Source organism: Falsiroseomonas stagni DSM 19981, assembly GCF_900114315.1.
Lineage (GTDB): Bacteria > Pseudomonadota > Alphaproteobacteria > Acetobacterales > Acetobacteraceae > Falsiroseomonas > Falsiroseomonas stagni.
In genome coordinates, this window is record NZ_FOSQ01000014.1 from 68,932 (window position 1) to 85,379 (window position 16,448).

The following is a 16,448-nucleotide window of genomic DNA, read 5'->3' on the forward strand; positions in this document are numbered from 1 at the left end:
ACAGCACGATGCGCGCAGCCTGGTATGAACGGACGGGACCGGCCCGGGAGGTGATCGTGGTCGGCGAGATGCCGACACCCTCCCCCGGCCCTGGGGAGGTGCTGGTCCGCCTCGCAACCTCCGGGGTCAATCCCTCCGACTGGAAGGCGCGGGGAGGCAGCCGGCCGATGCTGGCGCCGCGGATCATCCCGCACAGCGACGGCGCCGGCACGATCGAGGCCGTGGGCGACGGCGTCGATGCCGCGCGCATCGGCGAACGCGTCTGGATCTGGAACGGCCAGTGGCAGCGCGCGCTGGGCACGGCCGCCGACTGCATCGCGCTGCCCGCGGCGCAGGCCGTGCGGCTGCCCGCCAATACCAGCTTCCAGGCCGGCGCCTGCTTCGGCATCCCGGCGCTGACGGCCTGGCGCGCGGTGCAGATCGATGGCGGCGTCGCCGGGCAGCGCGTGCTGGTGGCGGGCGGCGCCGGTGCGGTCGGCCACTACGCCATCCAGATGGCGAAGCTGCTGGGGGCGAAGCAGGTCATCGCCACCGTCAGCAGCCCGGGCAAGGCGGCACACGCCAGGGCTGCCGGCGCCGATGCCGTGATCGACTACAGGACGCAGGATGTCGCCGCGGCGGTGAAGGCATTGACCGGCGGCCATGGCGTGGACCGCGTGGTGGAAGTGGACCTGGCCGCGAACGGCGCGCTGCTGCCGCAGATCGTGGCGAAGGACGGGCTCTGCGTCTGCTACGGCAGCGGCAAGGCGGAAGCGGCGCTGCCCTTCTTCCCGATGATCCTCTCCGGCGCCGCCGTGCGCTTCTTCATCGTCTACGGCCTGCCCGACGCCGCGCGGGCGGAGGGGCTGGCGACGATGACAGGCTGGCTGGAAGCCGGCGCCCTTCAGCACGCCATCGGCGCCGTCATGCCGCTGGAGGATTGCGCGGAGGCGCATGACCTCGTTGCGCGCGGCGAGGTCATGGGCAACGTCGTGCTGGACTGCGCCTCAGCCCTGTAGCAGCGCCGCCGCGGCCGCGCGGTGGCGTGCGGCCTGCTGCCGTTCATAAAGCGTCAGCAGCCGCCCGTCCCGCACCACGACGCGACCATTGATGACGGACAGCGCCGCGCGCGCCGGCGTGCAGAAGACCAGCGCGGCGACGGGGTCCGCGCCCGCGCCGGCATGGTCGATGCCGCCGAGGTCGAAGGCGACGAGGTCCGCCGCCATGCCCGGCGCCAGCGCGCCGATATCGTCCCGCCCCAGCACCCGGGCGCCGCCCAGCGTCGCGATCTCCAGCGCGTCGCGCGCCGTCATCGCCGCGGGGCCGTGGCCGACGCGCGCCAGCAGCATCGCCTGGCGTGCCTCGCCCAGCAGATGCGCGCCGTCGTTGGACGCCGATCCATCCACGCCGAGCCCGACCGGCACGCCCGCGCGGCGCATCGCCGGGATCGGCGCGATGCCCGACGCCAGGCGCATGTTGGAGCACGGGCAGTGCGCGACACCCGTGCCAGTGCGGGCGAAAAGCGCGATGCCGGCCTCATCCAGCTTCACGCAATGGGCGTGCCAGACATCGGGGCCGACCCAGCCCAGTTCCTCCGCGTATTCCGCCGGCGTGCAGCGGAACTTCTCCCGGCTGAAGACGACGTCCTTGTCATTCTCCGCGAGGTGCGTGTGCAGCCGAAGGCCGCGCGCCCGCGCGAAGCCCGCGGCATCCCGCATCAATTCCCGCGTGACGGAGAAGGGGGAGCAGGGCGCGATGCCGATGCGCAGCATGGAAAGCGGCGCGGGGTCATGGAAGCGCGCCACCACGCGCTCCATGTCGGCCAGGATCGCGTCCTCCGCCTCCACCACCGCATCCGGCGGCAGCCCGCCCTTCGACTGGCCGAGGCTCATCGCCCCGCGCGTGGGGTGGAAGCGGATGCCGACCTGGCGCGCGGCCTCGATCGTGTCGTCCAGCGCGCAGCCATTCGGGAAGATGTAGTGATGATCCGCCGCCGTCGTGCAGCCGCTCAGCACCAGCTCCGCCATCGCCGTCGCCGCCGCGATGCGCAGCGCATCGGGCGTCATCCGCGCCCAGACCGGATAGAGCGCGCCGAGCCAGTCGAACAGCTCCGCATCCTGCGCCGCCGGCAGGGCGCGGGTCAGGGACTGGAACATGTGGTGGTGGGTGTTCACCAGGCCGGGCATCAGGACATGGCCGGCCAGGTCGATGCTTTCCGCGGCCAAAGGCGGGGCTTCGTCGGCGGCGCCGACGGCGGTGATGGCGCCGCCCTCGACATGCACCCAGCCCCCGCGCAGTTCCCGCCGCGTGGCATCCATGGTGAGCACCACATCGGCGCCGCGCAACAGCAGGCTCATGCCCCATCCTCCCGGTTGCGCATATGCAGCGCCATGGCCATGACCTTCGGCAGCACGGCGTCGGTCAGTGCCGCATCGGTCACCTGTTCGGCCCAGGCCTGGCGGAAGCAGGCGATCCAGCCCTCGATCTCCGGCCCCGCGATGGGGGCGTGCAGGTGGCGGGCGCGCAGCATCGGCGCGCCCCGCGTTTGCAGGAACAGAGGCGGCCCGCCGAACCAGAAGGAGAGGTATTCGAAGAACCGCTGCTCCGCCTGCTCCAGGCTCTCCGGATGGATGGCGCGGCAGGCGGCGGCTTCCGGCAATTCGTCCATTAGCGCGTAGAAGCGCCGCGTCAGGCGGCGGAGCCCTTCCTCCCCGCCCAGCAGGGCGTAGGGGGATTGGGGTGAGGTCACGGGATCGGCGGTCATGCGCCCATCATGCCCGGGAAGCGGGCCTGGGCGAAGCCTGGCGCGGCTTCCGGCGCCCCGCCGCGCATGCCTATCCTGGCGGCGCATCAAGGGAGCGTCCGGCAGGACACGATGGCCGTCGCAATTCCACGCCTGCTGCTGGTCATCCTGGGCGCCATGTTCATGCAGCAGACCTGCGCCGCGCTCGGCCGCAACCTGCCCTCCATCATCGCGCCCGCCATCATCCTGGACCTGGACCTCGATCCCGCGCTGGCGGGTGTCTATGTCGGCCTCGCCGCCGCTTCCTCCCTGGCCTTCCAGATGGGCTGCGGCGGCTTCATCCTGCGCTGGGGCGCGCTGAGGATGAGCCAGCTGGCGTTGGTCATGCTGGCGATCGGGCTGGCTTCCGCGGCGGTCGGGCCGCTCATCTTCTTCGCGATCTCGGCCATCATCGGCGGGGGCGGCTCGGCGGTCTCCACCCCGGCCAGTTCCCATCTGCTCGGCCGCTATTCGCCGCCGAAGCAGGCGCCGCTGGTCTTCTCTATCAAGCAGACGGCGGTGCCGGCGGGGCTGCTGCTGTCGGGCCTGGTCGGCCCATGGCTCACCGCCTGGCTCGGCTGGCGGGCGGCGCTGGAGATCGCGGCGCTGTTCTGCCTGGTCTTCGCGGTGGCGCTGCAACCGCTGCGCGCCACCTTCGACGGGGACCGCATGCCGGGGCGCGGCTTCAAGGTCAGCGACCTCTGGCTGTCCGGCGTCGTCGTGGCGCGAAGCCCGGCGCTGCGCAACCTCGCCTTCGCCTGCTTCGCCTTCAACGGGCTGCAGACGGTCTTCATCGGCTTCTTCGTCATCTACCTCACGCAGCTCGGGCACGGGCTGGCCACGGCGGGTGCCGTCTTCTCGCTGGCCATGGTGGTCGCGGTGCCGGCCCGCATCTTCTGGGGCTGGCTCGGCAGCGGTCACGTGGCACCGCGGGTGCTGATGGGGGGGCTGTCGCTCGGCATGGCGGTCAGCACCGGGCTGCTGGGCTTGTCCGGCGCTGGCTGGCCGCTGGCGCTTTTCGCCACCGTCGCCATCGGCATCAGCCTGACGGCGATGTCCTGGCATGGCGTGCTGCTCTCCGAAGCCGCGCGCCTGGCGCCGCCGGGCATGAGCGGCGCGGCCACGGGCGGCGTTCTGTCCAGTGGGCAGCTCGGCGCGCTGATCCTGCCGCTGACCTATGCGCTGGTGCTGAGCCTGACCGGCCAGCATGGCTGGGGCTTCGCCGCCTGCGGCCTGCCGGCGCTGGTGGTGGGTATCGCCCTGCTGCGGCGCCCGGCGCTACGCGACTGAGGCGAGCAGCGCCCGCGCCTGCTCCAGGTGCAGCCGTTCCACCATCCGGCCGTCCAGGTTGATGACATTGGCGGTGGCGTTGCCCGGCTGGTCGAAGGCGGCGACCACCTGGCGCGCCCATTCCAGTTCCTCCTCCGACGCGCCGAACAGCGCGTTGGCCGGTTCCACCTGGCGGGGGTGGATCAGCGTCTTGCCATCGAAGCCCAGCGCGCGGCCCTGGCGGCATTCGGCGGCGAAGCCGGCCTCGTCATTGAAATTGTTGTACACGCCATCGAGGGCGGAGAGGCCATAGGCCTTGGCCGCCAGCACCACCTGCGACAGCCAGGCGAGCATCGGCGCCCGGTCCCCGCCCGCGCGCACGCCCGTCATCTTCGCCAGGTCGTTCGGCCCGACGGCCAGCGCCCGCAGCCGCCCGGCTTCCGCCCGGGCCGCGATCGCCGCCACGGCCAGGATGGCGCGCGGCGTCTCCACCATGGCGAAGATCCCCATGGCGGCGGGCGCCCCCGCCTCCGCCAGCGCCTGCTCCACCGCCATCACATCGGCCGCGCTTTCTGTCTTGGGCAGCAGGACGGCATCCGCACCGGCCGCGACCGCCATGCGGATGTCATCCGCCACCAGCGCGCCGCCCAGCGGATTCACCCGCACCACCAGTTCCCGCGACCCGTAGCCGCCCGCGCGGATCGCCGCCGCCACCTGGTCCCGCGCCAGGGCCTTCTGCCCGGCCGCCACCGAATCCTCCAGGTCGAACAGGATCGTGTCGCAGGCGATGCCGCGCGCCTTGTCGAGCGCCCGGGCGTTGGAGCCCGGCATGAACAGGGCGCTGCGGCGCGGTCTCGGCATGGCGTCCATCTCCGTCGGCGTGAATGCGCGCCAGTTCGCCCCCATGGTGCCGCCGGTCAACCCCGGGCCTGGCCGCGGGCGGAGAATGGTGCACTGCGGTGCCGGGCTTAATCAGCGGGTAAGGGGCGGCGGCGCATGGTGGGGTCCTCGGCAACCCGCATCGCCCAGCACCGGAAGACCCGTGTCAGCGCAGCACCGCACCCCCAACCCCCGGCTCCTCGCCATGCCGGCCCCGGCCACACGGCCGCCGCCGGCCCGGCATCCGCTGCTCCTGGCCGGGCTGGCCTTCCTGGGTGGCGTCGCCGTGGCCGTGCTCGCGCCGCTGCTGACTCGCCTGCCCGCGCCGGCGGTGGCCGCGAATGCCGGGCCCAGCCTGGCGCAGGTCGAAGCCGCGGTCGCGCCCGCGCTGGACGCCGCCCGGCGGGCGGAGGAGCAGGCGGTGCGCGCGGAAGCGCTCTCCACCCGCGCCGAGGCCGCGGCGCAGCGGCTTGAAGGCAGCCTGGCGCAGCGCGGCCCGCAGGGGGACCGCTTCCTGGCCGCGGCGCTGCTGCTGCAATCCAGCATCGCCACGCCCCGCCCCTGGCTGCGTGAACTCCAGACGATGGCGGACCTTGCCCCCGCGGGCGCCCTGCCGCGCCCGGTGGCGGAAGTGCTGATGAGCCACGCCGCGCGGGGCCTGCCCTCCGAACCCGAGCTTCGCGAACGCTTCGCCGCGCTGATGCCCCAGTTGATCGCCCGCGCGCCGCAGCCGGGCGGGCTGCTGGACCAGGGGCTTGGCCTGCTGCGCGGCGGCTTCGCGGCCATCGGGCTGGCGGCCCCGCCGCCGCCCTCCGACCAGGAAGTGGCGATCGGCGCGGTCGCGCAGCAATTGCGCCGCGGCAACCTGGCCGGCGCAGTGGCGGATGCCGCGGCGCTGGATGCCGGGCTGCAACCCCTGCTGGCGGGTTGGCTGGCGCAGGCCAGGGCGCGCCTCGCGGTGGAGCAGGCGGTGCAGGAAACGCTGCTGCGCGCGCTGTCCGGCACGGGCGCCACGCCGCCGGGCCTGACGCCGCCGGGCCGCCCCTCATGACCGTCCCCCCATCCTCCACAAAGGAGAAGCCCGTGCGCCGGACCTTCCTGCCGCTGATCGCAGCCCTTGTCGCGCTGGGCGGCGCCACCGCATCGGCCCAGGTGGGATCCGCGCCGGCCGGCGCATCCCCCGTCGGCGCGCCCGCAGCAGGCCTGACGCTGCGCGACCGCCTCGTCATCGTGAGCTCCTCCTCCTCCGCCGGCATCGCGCAGTTGCTCGCGCAGAGCTTCGCGGAGCGGTTCGACGGCGCCAACCCGCCCCATCTCCGCGCCATCGGATCTAGCCAGGCGCTGGAACTCTTCTGCGCCGGCGTAGGCCCCCAGACGCCCGACATCGCCATCACCACCCGGCGCATGCCGCGCGCGATGGTGGAGAATTGCAGCGCCAATGGCGTGCGGGACATTGTCGAGCTGCAGATCGGCCTCGGCGCCGTTGTCCTCGCGGCGCGGCGTGGGGAGGTGCTGCCCAATGTCAGCTCCCGCCAGGTGTGGTCGGCGCTGGCGGCGGAACAGCCGGCCGAGAACGAGTTCATCCCGAACCGCGCCACCAACTGGTCCGATGTCGGGCCGGGCCTGCCCCGCGTGCCGATCCGCGTCATCGTCCCCGCCGCGGGCAGTGGCACGCGCATGCTGTTCGAGGATCTGATCCTTGAAGCGGGCTGCCGGCATGTCCGCGACATTCGGCTGATCTTCGAAGCCAGCTACCGCCACAGCAAATGCGTGACGCTGCGCAATGACGGCGCGGTGACGCCGGTGCCCGCCGCGGATGTGCCGGCCCGCCTGCTGGCCGCGCCCCCGGGCACGCTGGCGGTGATGAGCTACGACCAGCTGGTCGCCAGCGGCGGCAACTTCCTGGCCGTGGCGCTGGATGGCGACCTGCCCACGGCCAGCAGCATCGCGAGCGGCAGCTACGAACAGTCGCGCACCTACTACCTCTACGCCAAGCGCCAGCACGGCCGGAACATGCAGGGCGTCGGCGTGGTGCGTGGCCTGCGGGAATTCCTGAACGAGGCCAGCAGCGAACAGGCGGGGGGGCCGGGCGGCTACCTCTCCCTCGCCGGGCTGGTGCCGCTGCCACCCGCGGACCGCGCCGCGCAGCGCCGGATCGCCGAACGCCAGACGCTGATGTCCCGCTGACGCCGAAGGAATGTCGATCATGCACGCGAAATCCCGCGCCCTGACGGGCATCGCCCTTGCCGCCCTGCTGGCGCTGCCGGTAGCCGCCGACGCGCAGACATCGCCCGCCACGGGGCCCGCCACGGGGCCCGCCACGGGGCCCGTCACGGCGCCCGCCCCGCGCACCGTGGTGACGGTGCCGCTGCAGGATCTGCCCACGGGCGATTCGCTCGGGGACCGGGCGGAACGGCTGTGGTCCAGCCTCATGGATGCCTTCGGCTTCGGCCTCAGCACCAGCAACTTCATGCGCCGCCCCGCCCACACCGCGCAGGACCAGGCGCGGGAGGACTTCACCTGGCTGATGGATGTCGCCGGCTACAAGCTGAAGGAAATCGAATCCGCCGTCAGCCTCTTCCCCAGCCTCAGCCTGACCTTCGGCCAGGCACGGGAACTGACGGAAGGCGACCGCGACTACCTGGAGCGGATGCTGGAACGCCACGCCCGCACCAATCCGGGCCCGCTGGCCGCGATCCAGCGCACCATCGTGCGCGGCATCATGGATGCCGGTGAGATCGGCGGCTTCACCGTGGACAAGGTGGAGGTCGACCTCTTCCCGCTGCCCAAGGTGAAGCTGGTGCTGACGCCCACGGATGCGCCGCTGGGCATCGAGGCCAGCCGCATCATGCGGGCCATCGAACGCCTGAACCAGCGCGTGCAGGGCGCGCTGCCACGCACCCAGGGCCAGGGCTTCGAAGCCCCGGCCCCGGGTTCGCGCGGGCCCGCCCTGCGCCCCGCCACGCTCGACTTCTGAACCCGACTCCCGGCGCACCAGAAGGGTGCGCGGCTTCCAGAAAGGAAGGCAGCCATTTCGATGACGATGACCGATGCCGCGGGCCGCGCCCGCTTCACGGAACTGGTGAAGCTGCAGACACAGGGCCGGCGTTTCCTGGACCGTGACCAGGAACGCAAGCTGCTGGAGGAAGGGCTGACCCGCTACGGCCTGACGCTGGACGAAGCGCAGGGCCTGCTGCGCGGCGCCGCGCAGGAGGGCGACGTCGCCATGGAAGCCGAGCTCGGCGCCTCCTCCCGCCAGTTGCTCCGCACGCTCGCGGATCGGCGCAACCGCGTGGCGCGCGATGATTTCGCCCGCGCCGTCGCCTTCTACCGCGCCCGCGCGGGCGGGGCGCTGACCGATGCCGAGGCGCGCCGCCGCGTGAAGCGCCTGATGGAGGAGCTCGACCTCCAGCCGCGGCCGAGCGGCCGCATCCTGCGCACCCGTCGCTGGTACCGCGCGATCGACGCCTGACGACCCTGTTCCGACAAGGAGAATGACCATGCCGCGCCTGCTGCTGCTGCTCGCCTTCCTCGCCTTCGGACTTCCCGCCGCTGCCCAGACCCTCGGTCAGACCGCCGGCCAGGCCGCGGCCCCGGCCCCGCGCGCGGCCACGCTCGCCCTGCCGCAGGTGCAGCTGCCGGCCGTGCCGGACATCTCCGCCGGCCATGCCGCGGCGCTCGGCGCCGGGCTCTTCGCCGGGGCGCTGGCGGGCTCCGCGCTGATCCAGGGCGGCTTCCTCGGCGCCGCGATCGGCGCCATCGCCGGCGTCACCGTCGGCAACTGGGCGTGGAAGGAGCACGGCCCGGAGGATTGAGGCCGCCGCGCCCCACCAGGGGCGCGCCCGTTGCGGCCCGGCAGGATGCCGGGCCTTCCCGCCCGAGACGCCGAGGAGGAGCCCGGCCTTGGACATCCTGCTGCCGCACAGCCTGGCGGCGCTGCCGGCCTGGGCCGGCATCATCGTCACCATCGGCGTGCCGGTGGTGATCGCGCTCGTCTTCGGGCGCGCCATGTTCGCGCTGTTCACGCCGCATGAATTCGCCACCAACGCCACCGTCGGCGCGGTGAAGTACGGCTTCGTGGTGGAGATCTACGCGGTGGTCGCGGCGCTCGCCCTCGTCGGCGCCTGGGACACCTACCAGACATCGCGCGACACACTGCAGAAGGAAGCCAGCGGGCTCTACATGCTCGCCTTGTCGGTGGACACCTTCAGCGGGCCGGATTTCGCGGAGGCGCGGAAGGAAATGCGCGCCGCGATCCGCGGCTATGCCGCCGCCGTCGTCTCCGACGACTGGCCCGCCATGCAGGCCGGCACGCCCAACCCCGCCTCCGACGCCGCCTTCCAGCGGCTGACGCGCGCCTTCCTCGATGTCGATGGCGTCTCTTCCGGCCAGCAGGCGCTGCAGCAGAAGATCGGCGACTGGGTCGGCAGCGTGGCGGAAGCGCGCATCGGCCGGCTTTCCGTCACCAGCCGGTCGCTGGCCGGGCTGATCTGGCTGCTCGTCATCACCGTCTCCGTCGCCGTCATCGCCTTCCAGTGGTTCTTCAACGGCGGCAGCGCGACGATGCACTACGCGATGGGCAGCGTCATCGCGCTGATCGTGGGCGCGGTGCTGCTGGTGGCCCTCAAGCTCGCCTTTCCCTATGTCGGCGACCCCGCTTTGCTGACGCCGCGGCCCTTCCTCGCGCTGATGGAGGTGTCGTGATGCGCCGCTCAGTGCGCCGCCCGCGGCGCGTAGCGCCAGTGCGCAGCCCGTGGCGCGTAGCGCTAGTGCGCAGCCCGTGGCGCGTAGCGCTAGTGCGCAGCCCGTGGCGCGTAGCGCCAACGCTGGAACCCCAGCAGCAGCAGCGCGAAGACCCAGAAGTTCAGCCGGGCGGCCAGCCAGGCGGCGAGGTGCGCGGCGTAGTGCAGCAGCAGCGCGACGCAGGCCGTCAGCAGCAGGAACGCCACCAGCGCGCGCAGCCGGGCCAGGCCGCGCCACAGCCGCAGCGCCACGCCGGCCCCGGCCAGCATGCCGGCCAGCGTCAGCAGACCCGCGAAGCCGGCCGGGCCATCGATCCGCCGGGCGGCCAGGAAGGCGGCGTGCAGCGTCTCCCGCGCCGGGATCAGGCTGCCGGCCAGGAAGCCGCCGAGGTCCTGGCCCCAGCGGCCCTTGTCGTCGAAGACCTGCGCCAGGCGGAAGGCCTCCCCATGCGGCAGGGCCAGCAGCAGCGACAGGCCGAGGGCGAGGCCGGTGCCGAGTGCGGCGACATGCAGCAGCGGCACCGCTTCCGCATCCTGGGGCGCGGCCAGGCTGAAGGCGCCGCTGGCGCCGCGCAGCAGCAGCAGGGCGACCAGCACCGCCACCAGCGCCTCGATCGCGACCCAGGCCAGGGACGCCATGCCGCCATAATCCATGGTGCATCTCCGCTACGGTCACGCATCATGCGGCCGCATCGCTTTCCCAGCCGTTACGGCGGGCTCCTCGCCCTGCTGCTGGCCTGCGCCGCCCTGCCTGCCGCACCCGCAAGGGCGGAGATCCTGGGCCTGGCCACCGCCGATGGCACCTGCACCCTGCATGCGGCACCGGATGGCACGGCGCGGCAGGTGGCGGAGGATTTGGCCCGCGACGCGACGGCGATCCGCGACATGGCCGCCCGCCTGCTGGCCGATGCCGCCGCCATGCGCCTGGCGCCGGCGCGCGAACGCGTGCCCCGCTTCGGCGACTGGGCCTATGGCTGGGTGCAGAGCTACGTCACCTCCTACCGCGTGCTGGTGCGCGGGGCGGTGGGGCTGGCGGATGCCATGGCCGGCCGGGGCGAGGTGCCGGACCCCGCCCGCATCGCGGAGGAGATGGCCGCGCCGATCCGCGAGGAATTCCGCATCCGCGTCCTGGCCCCGGCGCTGGAGGAAGGCGGCTTCGGCGCCGACCTCAACCATATCGGCGCCCTGGTGGATGCCGAATGGGCGCGGGCGCTGGCCGCGGCGACCGGGACGCTGCGTGCCCTGCCGCCCGGCAGCGGGCAGCCGGTGGCGATGCTGGACCTCGCCGCCGCCGCCCGGCCCCTGGCCCCGGCCCTGCTGGCATCGGCGCCCGCCGACCCGATGGCGGTGGCCGCGGAGGAAGGCGCCGATTCCGGCATGGTCTTCATGCGCTCCCTCCGCCCCATGGCCGCGCGGCTCGGCGCCGTGGCGGTGCGGGTGAGCGAGGCGGGGTCGATCATCGCGACGGGCGGCGCCTTCGGCTATGCGCTGGCCGGCCTGCCGGGCACGGTGGTGGGGCTGGCGAGCGGCATCGGCGCCTCCTGGGGCATCGACTGGCTGTTCAACAAGCTGGATGCCACGCTGAACCGCGCGGCCTTCGAGGCGCAGGCCCTGGAGGCCATCGCCAATGCCGAACGCCGCCTGGCCGCGGAGGCCACCCACGCCACCGCCACGGCCTTGCAGGCCCGGCTCGACGCGCTGCGGCGGGTGGCACCCTGCCCATGATGCCCCTGCCCGCGCCCGGCGAGGAACCCGGGATGCCGCCGGAGCCCCCGCGCCCGGCCCCGCCGCCACGCCAGGGCCGCCTGGCCCTGGCGCTGTCCGCCGGCGCCTTCCTGCTGGCCGCGGCGGCGCTGGCGACCGCGCTGGAACGGCCCCTGCCCCCCGTGGTGTCCCAGGCGGCGGCGGTGATGCCCACGCCGCTGCCGGCCGATGCGCCGCTGCCGCTGATCGGGATCGAATTGCTGCTGCCGCATCTGCCGCGCACCGCGCCCTTCCCCCGCGCCTTCGCGCTCGCCCTGGCCTTCGCCGCCGGGGATGCGGAAGCGGCCGCGCTGCTGGCGCCGCTGCATGCGGTGGCGCCGCATGGCGCGCCCTCCGCCCGGCAATTGGCCGACAGCTTCGGGGACGCGGCGGAAGCGGCGCTGCTGGCGGAGATGGGCCTGGCGCCTGATGCCGGCTGGCTGGCGCGCCGCGCCGCCGCCACCATGCGGCTCGGCGCCAGCCTGGGCAGCACCGGCACGCCGGCGCTGGCCGCGGTGCAGGCAGCCTCCGCCGCGCTCTCGGCCGGTGACCTGGCGGGGGCGGAGGCGGCGCTGGCGGGCCTTCCGCCGGCCTCCGCGGCCGCGCTGCGGCCCTGGCGGGAAGGGCTGCAGCGCCGCCTCGCCGCGGATGCGGCGACGCGCCACCTGGCCGCCCTCGCGCTCCAGCGGGTCTCCGCCCGATGAACGCGCGGCCCTTCAACTGGCGCGGCGTGGTGGCGCGGGCGCTGTTCAGCCTGTTCATCGTCTTCGCGATCTACAACCCGTCCGGCACCTCCTACCTGCACTGGGTGCTGGGCGGCTTCGACTGGTTCTGGGCCAAGCTCGCCACCGGCGCGGTGCTGGTGACGATCCTGCTGCTGCTGTGGCGCACGACGATGGGCGTGCTCGGCCGCACCGGCATCGTGCTGGTCCTCCTGTTCTCCCTCGGCACCAGCGTCACGCTGGCGCAACTGACCGGCCAGCCGCTGCTGGATGGCGCGACCCTGCTGATCTGGGCGCTGGTCAGCATCGCCGTGGTCTTCACCGCGGGCCTGTCGTACTCCCACCTCGATCATCGCCTGACCGGCATCACCCACACGGAGGAGGTCAAGAAATGACTGCCCCAGCCCCCGACACATCCAAGGCGGACGCCTTCGTCCTCAGCTGCATCGACCCGCGCCTGGTCGATGACGTGACCCAGCTGCTGGCCACCATGGGCCGCACCAACCGCTACAGCGAGATGCGGATCGCCGGCGCCGCGCTGGCCGCGGTGGACGAAGCCCGGCCCGGCTGGAACACCGCGGTGTGGGACAACCTGGCCGCGTCGCGACAGCTGCACGGCGTGCGCCGCGTCATCATCATCAACCATCGCGACTGCGGGGCGATGAACCTCTGGGCCGGGCGGAACCTGGCGCAGGATCCGGCGGATGAGGAACGCCAGCACCAGGCGGTGATGGAACGCGCGGCGGCGGAGGTGCTGCGCCGCCATCCCGACATGGCGGTGGAACTGCACCTGATGGCGCTGGATGGCAGCACCCAGCGCCTGCCCTGCATGGCCTGCGCCACCGCCGCGGAGCGGCGCCTGGACACCATGCGCCCGGGCCTGCGCGCGGAAGCCGTCGCGCCGCCCGCATCGCCGGCCGCATCGCCCCCCGCTGGCGCGCCGGCCTTCGCGGAGCTGGTTCGCCTTCGCCTGTCCGCCGGCCTCGCGGATGCGGAGGCCGAGCGCGCGCTGCTGACCGAGGGCGTCACCCGCTATGGCCTGACGGCGGCGGAAGCCCGCGCCACGCTGGCCGCGGAAGCCACGCGGCATGGCGCCACGCCCAGCACCGCCGCGCGGCAGGTCCTGGTCTTCCTGCGGGCGCAGGCGGATGGCAGGGGCCGCGTCTCCCGCCGCGATGCCGGGCACGCCGCCGCGCTGTATCACGGCCTGGCCGGCAACCAGGGCCGCCGCGCCGATGCCGATCGCGCCGTGGCGAAGCTGATGGAGGCCGAGGGCCTGGCCCCCCGCCCCGATGGCGTGCTGCGCACCACCACCTGGTACCGCCGCCTGGCGGAGGCGTAGCGGAAGCAGCCAGCTACACCGCCCCCGCCGCGCGCGCCGCCTGGGTGATGCGCGCGGCCATCGCCTGCAGGGGGCGGTTGTCCGCCAGGCTGAACATGAAGGCGTTCTCGGCGAAGGCGTCGCGCAGGTAGTGGCCGGTCGGCGCGGGCGCGCCGGCATAGGTCAGGCGCAGGAACTGCACCAGCAGCAGCGACCGCACCAGATGCACGCCCACCAGGCTGCGCAGCAGGATGGTCGTCTCCATCTCCCGCTCCAGATGCGACAGCAGGTTCACGGCGGTGAACCACGGCCCGTGCCGCAGGATGCGCAGCCGGTCGGCATGCAGCACCAGGTGGCCGCCCATGCCGTGCAGCGATGCCAGCACGGGGTCCGGCCTCCAGCCGTCCGGCCTCCAGCCGTCCGGCCTCCAGCCCCTGCCGCGCGCGACCGCCTGCGCCATCACCCTGCCTCCTTGCCCCGGCAGGAAGCACCAGGGCGCATCAACGCCGGGTTAAGCGCGCGCGGCGCAGTGTGGGCGCATGGACCTGTCGCCGCTGCTGCATGGCCTGCCGAGCCCCGCGATCTACGCCGCCTTCATGGCCGCCGCCGCCGTGATGGCCGCGCTGGGCTGCGCCGCGCTCGCGCCCCTGGCGCGCATCCCGCAGACCAAGGAACATATCGACATCGCCATGCGCACCACCGGCGCGGTGATGGCGGCGCTGACCCTCATCCTGGCCTTCTGCGCCGTGCAGGCGCGCAGCCAGGCCAGCGATGCGCAGCGCCTCGTCTCCACGGAGGTGGCGGCGATCGCGACCATGGCGCGCATCGCCGATCGGGGCGGGCCGGCCGGCCACGCACTGCGCCAGGATTTGGCCGCCTACGCCCGCAGCATCGCGGAGGATGAGTTCCCCGCGATGACGACCGAGGGCCGCCACCCCCAGACCCAGGCCCTGCTGGAACGGCTGGAGGCCGGCTTCTACCAGTTGGCCGCCATGGCGCCGGAGGTGATGGCCAACGACATGCTGCAGCAATTCGACGACATGGATGGCGCGCGGGAGAAGCGGCTGGATGGCGCGCGCATCGGCCTGCCACTGGAATTCTGGATGCTGATCCTGGTGCTGTCCGGCCTGCTGGCGCTGACCGGCGCGCTGTATCCGCCGCGGCTTCATACGGTGGCGATGCTGGCGGTGCAGGCCGCCGGCGTCGGCGCGCTGATCGCCTTCGTCTTCCTGATGGACCAGCCCTTCCGCAGCAGCATCGGCGTCTCCGCCAGCCCCTACCAGGCGCTGTCGCACAGCCTCGCGCATCGCAGCGCCGCCATCCCCGGCAGCACCCGCTACGCCAGGCCCTGACGGCCGGTCACGGCGCCAGCGGCATCTCCAGCCGGCAGCCCCCGGCGCCGGTGCGCAGCGCGATGGCGATCGGCTGCGCTTCCGCCCCGGTCGCGCGGCGCGGATCGGTGCCATTGCCCGGGTTGATCGGATAGGCCGGGAAGCAGGCGCCGGCGACGGACAGGCGCAGCGCCTCCCCGGGCTTGAGGGTGATGCAGATCGGGCGCATGGCCAGGCGCAGGCCCGCCATGGCGCCGGCCTCGATCCGCGCATGGGCCTGCGACAGCGCCATCGCCCGCCCCTCCCGCGTCACCAGCGACAGGGTCGCGTTGAGGTCGAAGGATTCCGCATCCGTCTCCGCCGCCAGCACCACCACGGGGTCGCCGGCATAGGTCACGGGCGCGGTAGCGGGCGCGCTGGTGAAGCAGGCGATGTCGAAGCGGGCATCGATCTCCGCGCGGTCGCGCCACCCCTGCCCCGCGCCATGCGCCAGGCCGAAGGCGGGCACCGGCCGCCAGGGGTCGTGCACGAAACGCTCCCACCCCGCCCCGGCCGGCGCATCGGCGACCAGCGCGCCATCATCCGCCCGCGTGGCCGCCAGGCCGGTGCCAGCGCAATGCAGCACCTGGCGCGGCCCCTCCGGCCAGGCATCAAACAGTCGCCAGCCGCGCGTGCCGAGGTCGAACAGCCGCACCGGCGCTTCCCGCATCCAGGGCGCGGGATCATGGCCCTTCAGCACATGGTCGAAGAAGTCGGCCTGCATGGTGTCGATGCTGCTGATGGCCGCCGGGCCGAAATCGGTGCCCGCGCCCTGCGGTGCCCAGGCGAGATGCGTCCAGGGCCCGATGAGGAGATGCCCGCCGAGGTGCCGGAACCCCGCCACCGTGCCCGCCAGATGGTAGTCGAACCAGCCGCCGGTGAAGAAGGCGGGCACCGCCGGCTTCGCGCTGCCGATCAGCGCGGCCGATGACGCCTGCCGCATGGACGGATGGTCAGGCCCCGCTTCCCGCCACAGCGCGTAATGGCTGTAGCCGGCATGGCGGCGCAGCACGGCGGGGTCCGCCGGCACGGGGCCATCGAAGCGCAGCCCGCCATTCGCCGCCGCCGCCAGTTCCGCGAAGGCTTCCGGGTCATCCGCCCGCTTCGCCATCAGCGCCGCCATCTGCGCCGCCCAATACGCGCTGCCACCCAGCGTGAAGGCGCCGTTCGGCGCGATGCGCTCCTTGTAGAAATCCCAGAGCGCCATCGCCGGCGCGATCGCCTTCAGCGCCGGCGGGGATTGGGAGAGCGCGAGCGTCTGCGCCGCCCCCTGGTAGGAGAAGCCATACATCCCGACCTGCCCGGTCGCCCCCAGCAGCCCCGCCGCCCAGGCGATGCTGTCGGCCCCGTCCTCGGCCTCCGCCGAATAGGGCAGGAAGCGCCCCGCGGAGGTCCCGGCCCCGCGCACATCCTGGATCACCACGATATAGCCCCGCGCCGCATACCAGGCGGGATGCGCATAGACGACGGTGGAGGCGATGCCCCGCCCATAGGGCTGGCGCATCAGCAGCACCGGATGCGGCCCGGGCGCCGAAGGCCGCCACACCGCCGCATCCAGCCGCGTGCCGTCCCGCATCAGCGTGGAAAGCGTCTCGTCAGGCCGCATCCGGCGGTCCCTCCGCGCCCTGCAAGGCGGTCCTG

19 protein-coding genes are annotated in these 16,448 nt (G+C 73.5%); 13 read left to right on the forward strand and 6 right to left on the reverse strand.

Features of this window, described 5'->3' with window-relative positions:
- Positions 1-8 precede the first annotated feature (8 nt).
- Positions 9-998, forward strand: coding sequence for an NADPH:quinone reductase (locus BM041_RS25005; RefSeq protein ID WP_092962642.1), 990 nt, complete (start codon positions 9-11; stop codon positions 996-998).
- On the opposite strand, the gene BM041_RS25010 is transcribed toward BM041_RS25005, so the two are convergent.
- Positions 987-2,336, reverse strand: a complete 1,350-nt coding sequence (locus tag BM041_RS25010; RefSeq protein WP_092962643.1) for an 8-oxoguanine deaminase — start codon at positions 2,334-2,336, stop codon at positions 987-989. The genes BM041_RS25005 and BM041_RS25010 overlap by 12 nt on opposite strands.
- Complete coding sequence (locus BM041_RS25015) at positions 2,333-2,743, reverse strand: group II truncated hemoglobin (protein WP_217648839.1); 411 nt, start codon at positions 2,741-2,743, stop codon at positions 2,333-2,335. The genes BM041_RS25010 and BM041_RS25015 overlap by 4 nt, the downstream gene beginning before the upstream one ends.
- 111 nt (positions 2,744-2,854) lie before the next feature.
- On the opposite strand from BM041_RS25015, the gene BM041_RS25020 reads away from it, so the two are divergent.
- The gene (locus BM041_RS25020) at positions 2,855-4,051 is read left to right on the forward strand and encodes an MFS transporter (RefSeq protein ID WP_175534159.1); all 1,197 of its coding nucleotides are present in this window, start codon (positions 2,855-2,857) and stop codon (positions 4,049-4,051) included.
- Here the strand turns inward: BM041_RS25020 and BM041_RS25025 are convergent.
- A complete protein-coding gene (locus BM041_RS25025) occupies positions 4,040-4,891 on the reverse strand; it encodes an HpcH/HpaI aldolase/citrate lyase family protein (protein WP_245762265.1) in 852 nt (283 codons plus the stop codon). The two genes, BM041_RS25020 and BM041_RS25025, sit on opposite strands and share 12 nt — an antisense overlap.
- Before the next feature lie 223 nt (positions 4,892-5,114).
- Between BM041_RS25025 and BM041_RS25030 the strand changes: the two genes are divergently transcribed.
- The 6 genes from BM041_RS25030 to BM041_RS25055 all read left to right on the forward strand — a co-directional run bounded on the left by BM041_RS25030 (position 5,115) and on the right by BM041_RS25055 (position 9,613).
- Entirely contained in the window at positions 5,115-5,960 is an 846-nt protein-coding gene (locus BM041_RS25030) for a hypothetical protein (RefSeq protein WP_175534160.1), read from the forward strand.
- 32 nt (positions 5,961-5,992) lie between these two features.
- On the forward strand, positions 5,993-7,096 hold the full coding sequence (locus tag BM041_RS25035; RefSeq protein WP_175534161.1) for a PstS family phosphate ABC transporter substrate-binding protein: 1,104 nt from the start codon (positions 5,993-5,995) through the stop codon (positions 7,094-7,096).
- A 19-nt stretch (positions 7,097-7,115) separates the two neighbouring features.
- Complete coding sequence (locus BM041_RS25040; protein WP_139226175.1) at positions 7,116-7,886, forward strand: hypothetical protein; 771 nt, start codon at positions 7,116-7,118, stop codon at positions 7,884-7,886.
- A gap of 60 nt (positions 7,887-7,946) precedes the next feature.
- Positions 7,947-8,381 (forward strand): hypothetical protein, encoded by a 435-nt coding sequence (locus BM041_RS25045; protein WP_092962648.1) that lies wholly within the window; start codon positions 7,947-7,949, stop codon positions 8,379-8,381.
- Positions 8,382-8,409: 28 nt separating this feature from the next.
- Positions 8,410-8,724 (forward strand): hypothetical protein, encoded by a 315-nt coding sequence (locus tag BM041_RS25050; RefSeq protein WP_092962649.1) that lies wholly within the window; start codon positions 8,410-8,412, stop codon positions 8,722-8,724.
- Positions 8,725-8,812: 88 nt separating this feature from the next.
- Positions 8,813-9,613 carry a bestrophin-like domain gene (locus BM041_RS25055; protein ID WP_092962650.1) on the forward strand — a complete coding sequence of 267 codons (801 nt, stop codon included), beginning with the start codon at positions 8,813-8,815 and terminating at the stop codon, positions 9,611-9,613.
- A gap of 89 nt (positions 9,614-9,702) precedes the next feature.
- Here the strand turns inward: BM041_RS25055 and BM041_RS25060 are convergent, their stop codons facing one another.
- Positions 9,703-10,290, reverse strand: coding sequence for a hypothetical protein (locus BM041_RS25060; protein ID WP_175534162.1), 588 nt, complete (start codon positions 10,288-10,290; stop codon positions 9,703-9,705).
- A 42-nt stretch (positions 10,291-10,332) separates the two neighbouring features.
- On the opposite strand from BM041_RS25060, the gene BM041_RS25065 reads away from it, so the two are divergent.
- Genes BM041_RS25065 through BM041_RS31965 form a run of 4 tightly spaced genes read left to right on the forward strand, consistent with a single transcriptional unit; the run spans position 10,333 to position 13,458 of the window.
- Complete coding sequence (locus BM041_RS25065) at positions 10,333-11,376, forward strand: hypothetical protein (protein ID WP_092962652.1); 1,044 nt, start codon at positions 10,333-10,335, stop codon at positions 11,374-11,376.
- Positions 11,373-12,098: a hypothetical protein gene (locus BM041_RS25070; protein WP_175534163.1), complete on the forward strand. Its 726-nt coding sequence runs from the start codon at positions 11,373-11,375 to the stop codon at positions 12,096-12,098. Before BM041_RS25065 ends, BM041_RS25070 begins: the two co-directional genes overlap by 4 nt.
- Positions 12,095-12,511, forward strand: coding sequence for a DUF6524 family protein (locus BM041_RS25075; protein ID WP_092962654.1), 417 nt, complete (start codon positions 12,095-12,097; stop codon positions 12,509-12,511). Before BM041_RS25070 ends, BM041_RS25075 begins: the two co-directional genes overlap by 4 nt.
- Positions 12,508-13,458 carry a carbonic anhydrase gene (locus tag BM041_RS31965; protein ID WP_092962655.1) on the forward strand — a complete coding sequence of 317 codons (951 nt, stop codon included), beginning with the start codon at positions 12,508-12,510 and terminating at the stop codon, positions 13,456-13,458. The genes BM041_RS25075 and BM041_RS31965 overlap by 4 nt, the downstream gene beginning before the upstream one ends.
- A 13-nt stretch (positions 13,459-13,471) precedes the next feature.
- Here the strand turns inward: BM041_RS31965 and BM041_RS25085 are convergent, their stop codons facing one another.
- Complete coding sequence (locus BM041_RS25085) at positions 13,472-13,897, reverse strand: hypothetical protein (protein ID WP_092962656.1); 426 nt, start codon at positions 13,895-13,897, stop codon at positions 13,472-13,474.
- Positions 13,898-13,976: 79 nt separating this feature from the next.
- Here BM041_RS25085 and BM041_RS25090 point away from each other — a divergent pair, with 79 nt between their 5' ends.
- Positions 13,977-14,789, forward strand: coding sequence for a bestrophin-like domain (locus BM041_RS25090; RefSeq protein WP_092962657.1), 813 nt, complete (start codon positions 13,977-13,979; stop codon positions 14,787-14,789).
- Positions 14,790-14,796: 7 nt separating this feature from the next.
- On the opposite strand, the gene BM041_RS25095 is transcribed toward BM041_RS25090, so the two are convergent.
- Positions 14,797-16,413 carry a CocE/NonD family hydrolase gene (locus tag BM041_RS25095; protein WP_092962658.1) on the reverse strand — a complete coding sequence of 539 codons (1,617 nt, stop codon included), beginning with the start codon at positions 16,411-16,413 and terminating at the stop codon, positions 14,797-14,799.
- Positions 16,414-16,448: the final 35 nt, after the last annotated feature.

Coding starts and splice junctions, on each gene's coding strand:
- BM041_RS25005 (WP_092962642.1), top strand. CDS start 9: ATGCGCGCAGCCTGGTATGAACGGACGGGACCGGCCCGGGAGGTGATC.
- BM041_RS25010 (WP_092962643.1), bottom strand. CDS start 2,336: ATGAGCCTGCTGTTGCGCGGCGCCGATGTGGTGCTCACCATGGATGCC.
- BM041_RS25015 (WP_217648839.1), bottom strand. CDS start 2,743: ATGACCGCCGATCCCGTGACCTCACCCCAATCCCCCTACGCCCTGCTG.
- BM041_RS25020 (WP_175534159.1), top strand. CDS start 2,855: ATGGCCGTCGCAATTCCACGCCTGCTGCTGGTCATCCTGGGCGCCATG.
- BM041_RS25025 (WP_245762265.1), bottom strand. CDS start 4,891: ATGCCGAGACCGCGCCGCAGCGCCCTGTTCATGCCGGGCTCCAACGCC.
- BM041_RS25030 (WP_175534160.1), top strand. CDS start 5,115: ATGCCGGCCCCGGCCACACGGCCGCCGCCGGCCCGGCATCCGCTGCTC.
- BM041_RS25040 (WP_139226175.1), top strand. CDS start 7,116: ATGCACGCGAAATCCCGCGCCCTGACGGGCATCGCCCTTGCCGCCCTG.
- BM041_RS25045 (WP_092962648.1), top strand. CDS start 7,947: ATGACGATGACCGATGCCGCGGGCCGCGCCCGCTTCACGGAACTGGTG.
- BM041_RS25050 (WP_092962649.1), top strand. CDS start 8,410: ATGCCGCGCCTGCTGCTGCTGCTCGCCTTCCTCGCCTTCGGACTTCCC.
- BM041_RS25060 (WP_175534162.1), bottom strand. CDS start 10,290: ATGGCGTCCCTGGCCTGGGTCGCGATCGAGGCGCTGGTGGCGGTGCTG.
- BM041_RS25065 (WP_092962652.1), top strand. CDS start 10,333: ATGCGGCCGCATCGCTTTCCCAGCCGTTACGGCGGGCTCCTCGCCCTG.
- BM041_RS25070 (WP_175534163.1), top strand. CDS start 11,373: ATGATGCCCCTGCCCGCGCCCGGCGAGGAACCCGGGATGCCGCCGGAG.
- BM041_RS25075 (WP_092962654.1), top strand. CDS start 12,095: ATGAACGCGCGGCCCTTCAACTGGCGCGGCGTGGTGGCGCGGGCGCTG.
- BM041_RS31965 (WP_092962655.1), top strand. CDS start 12,508: ATGACTGCCCCAGCCCCCGACACATCCAAGGCGGACGCCTTCGTCCTC.
- BM041_RS25085 (WP_092962656.1), bottom strand. CDS start 13,897: ATGGCGCAGGCGGTCGCGCGCGGCAGGGGCTGGAGGCCGGACGGCTGG.
- BM041_RS25090 (WP_092962657.1), top strand. CDS start 13,977: ATGGACCTGTCGCCGCTGCTGCATGGCCTGCCGAGCCCCGCGATCTAC.
- BM041_RS25095 (WP_092962658.1), bottom strand. CDS start 16,413: ATGCGGCCTGACGAGACGCTTTCCACGCTGATGCGGGACGGCACGCGG.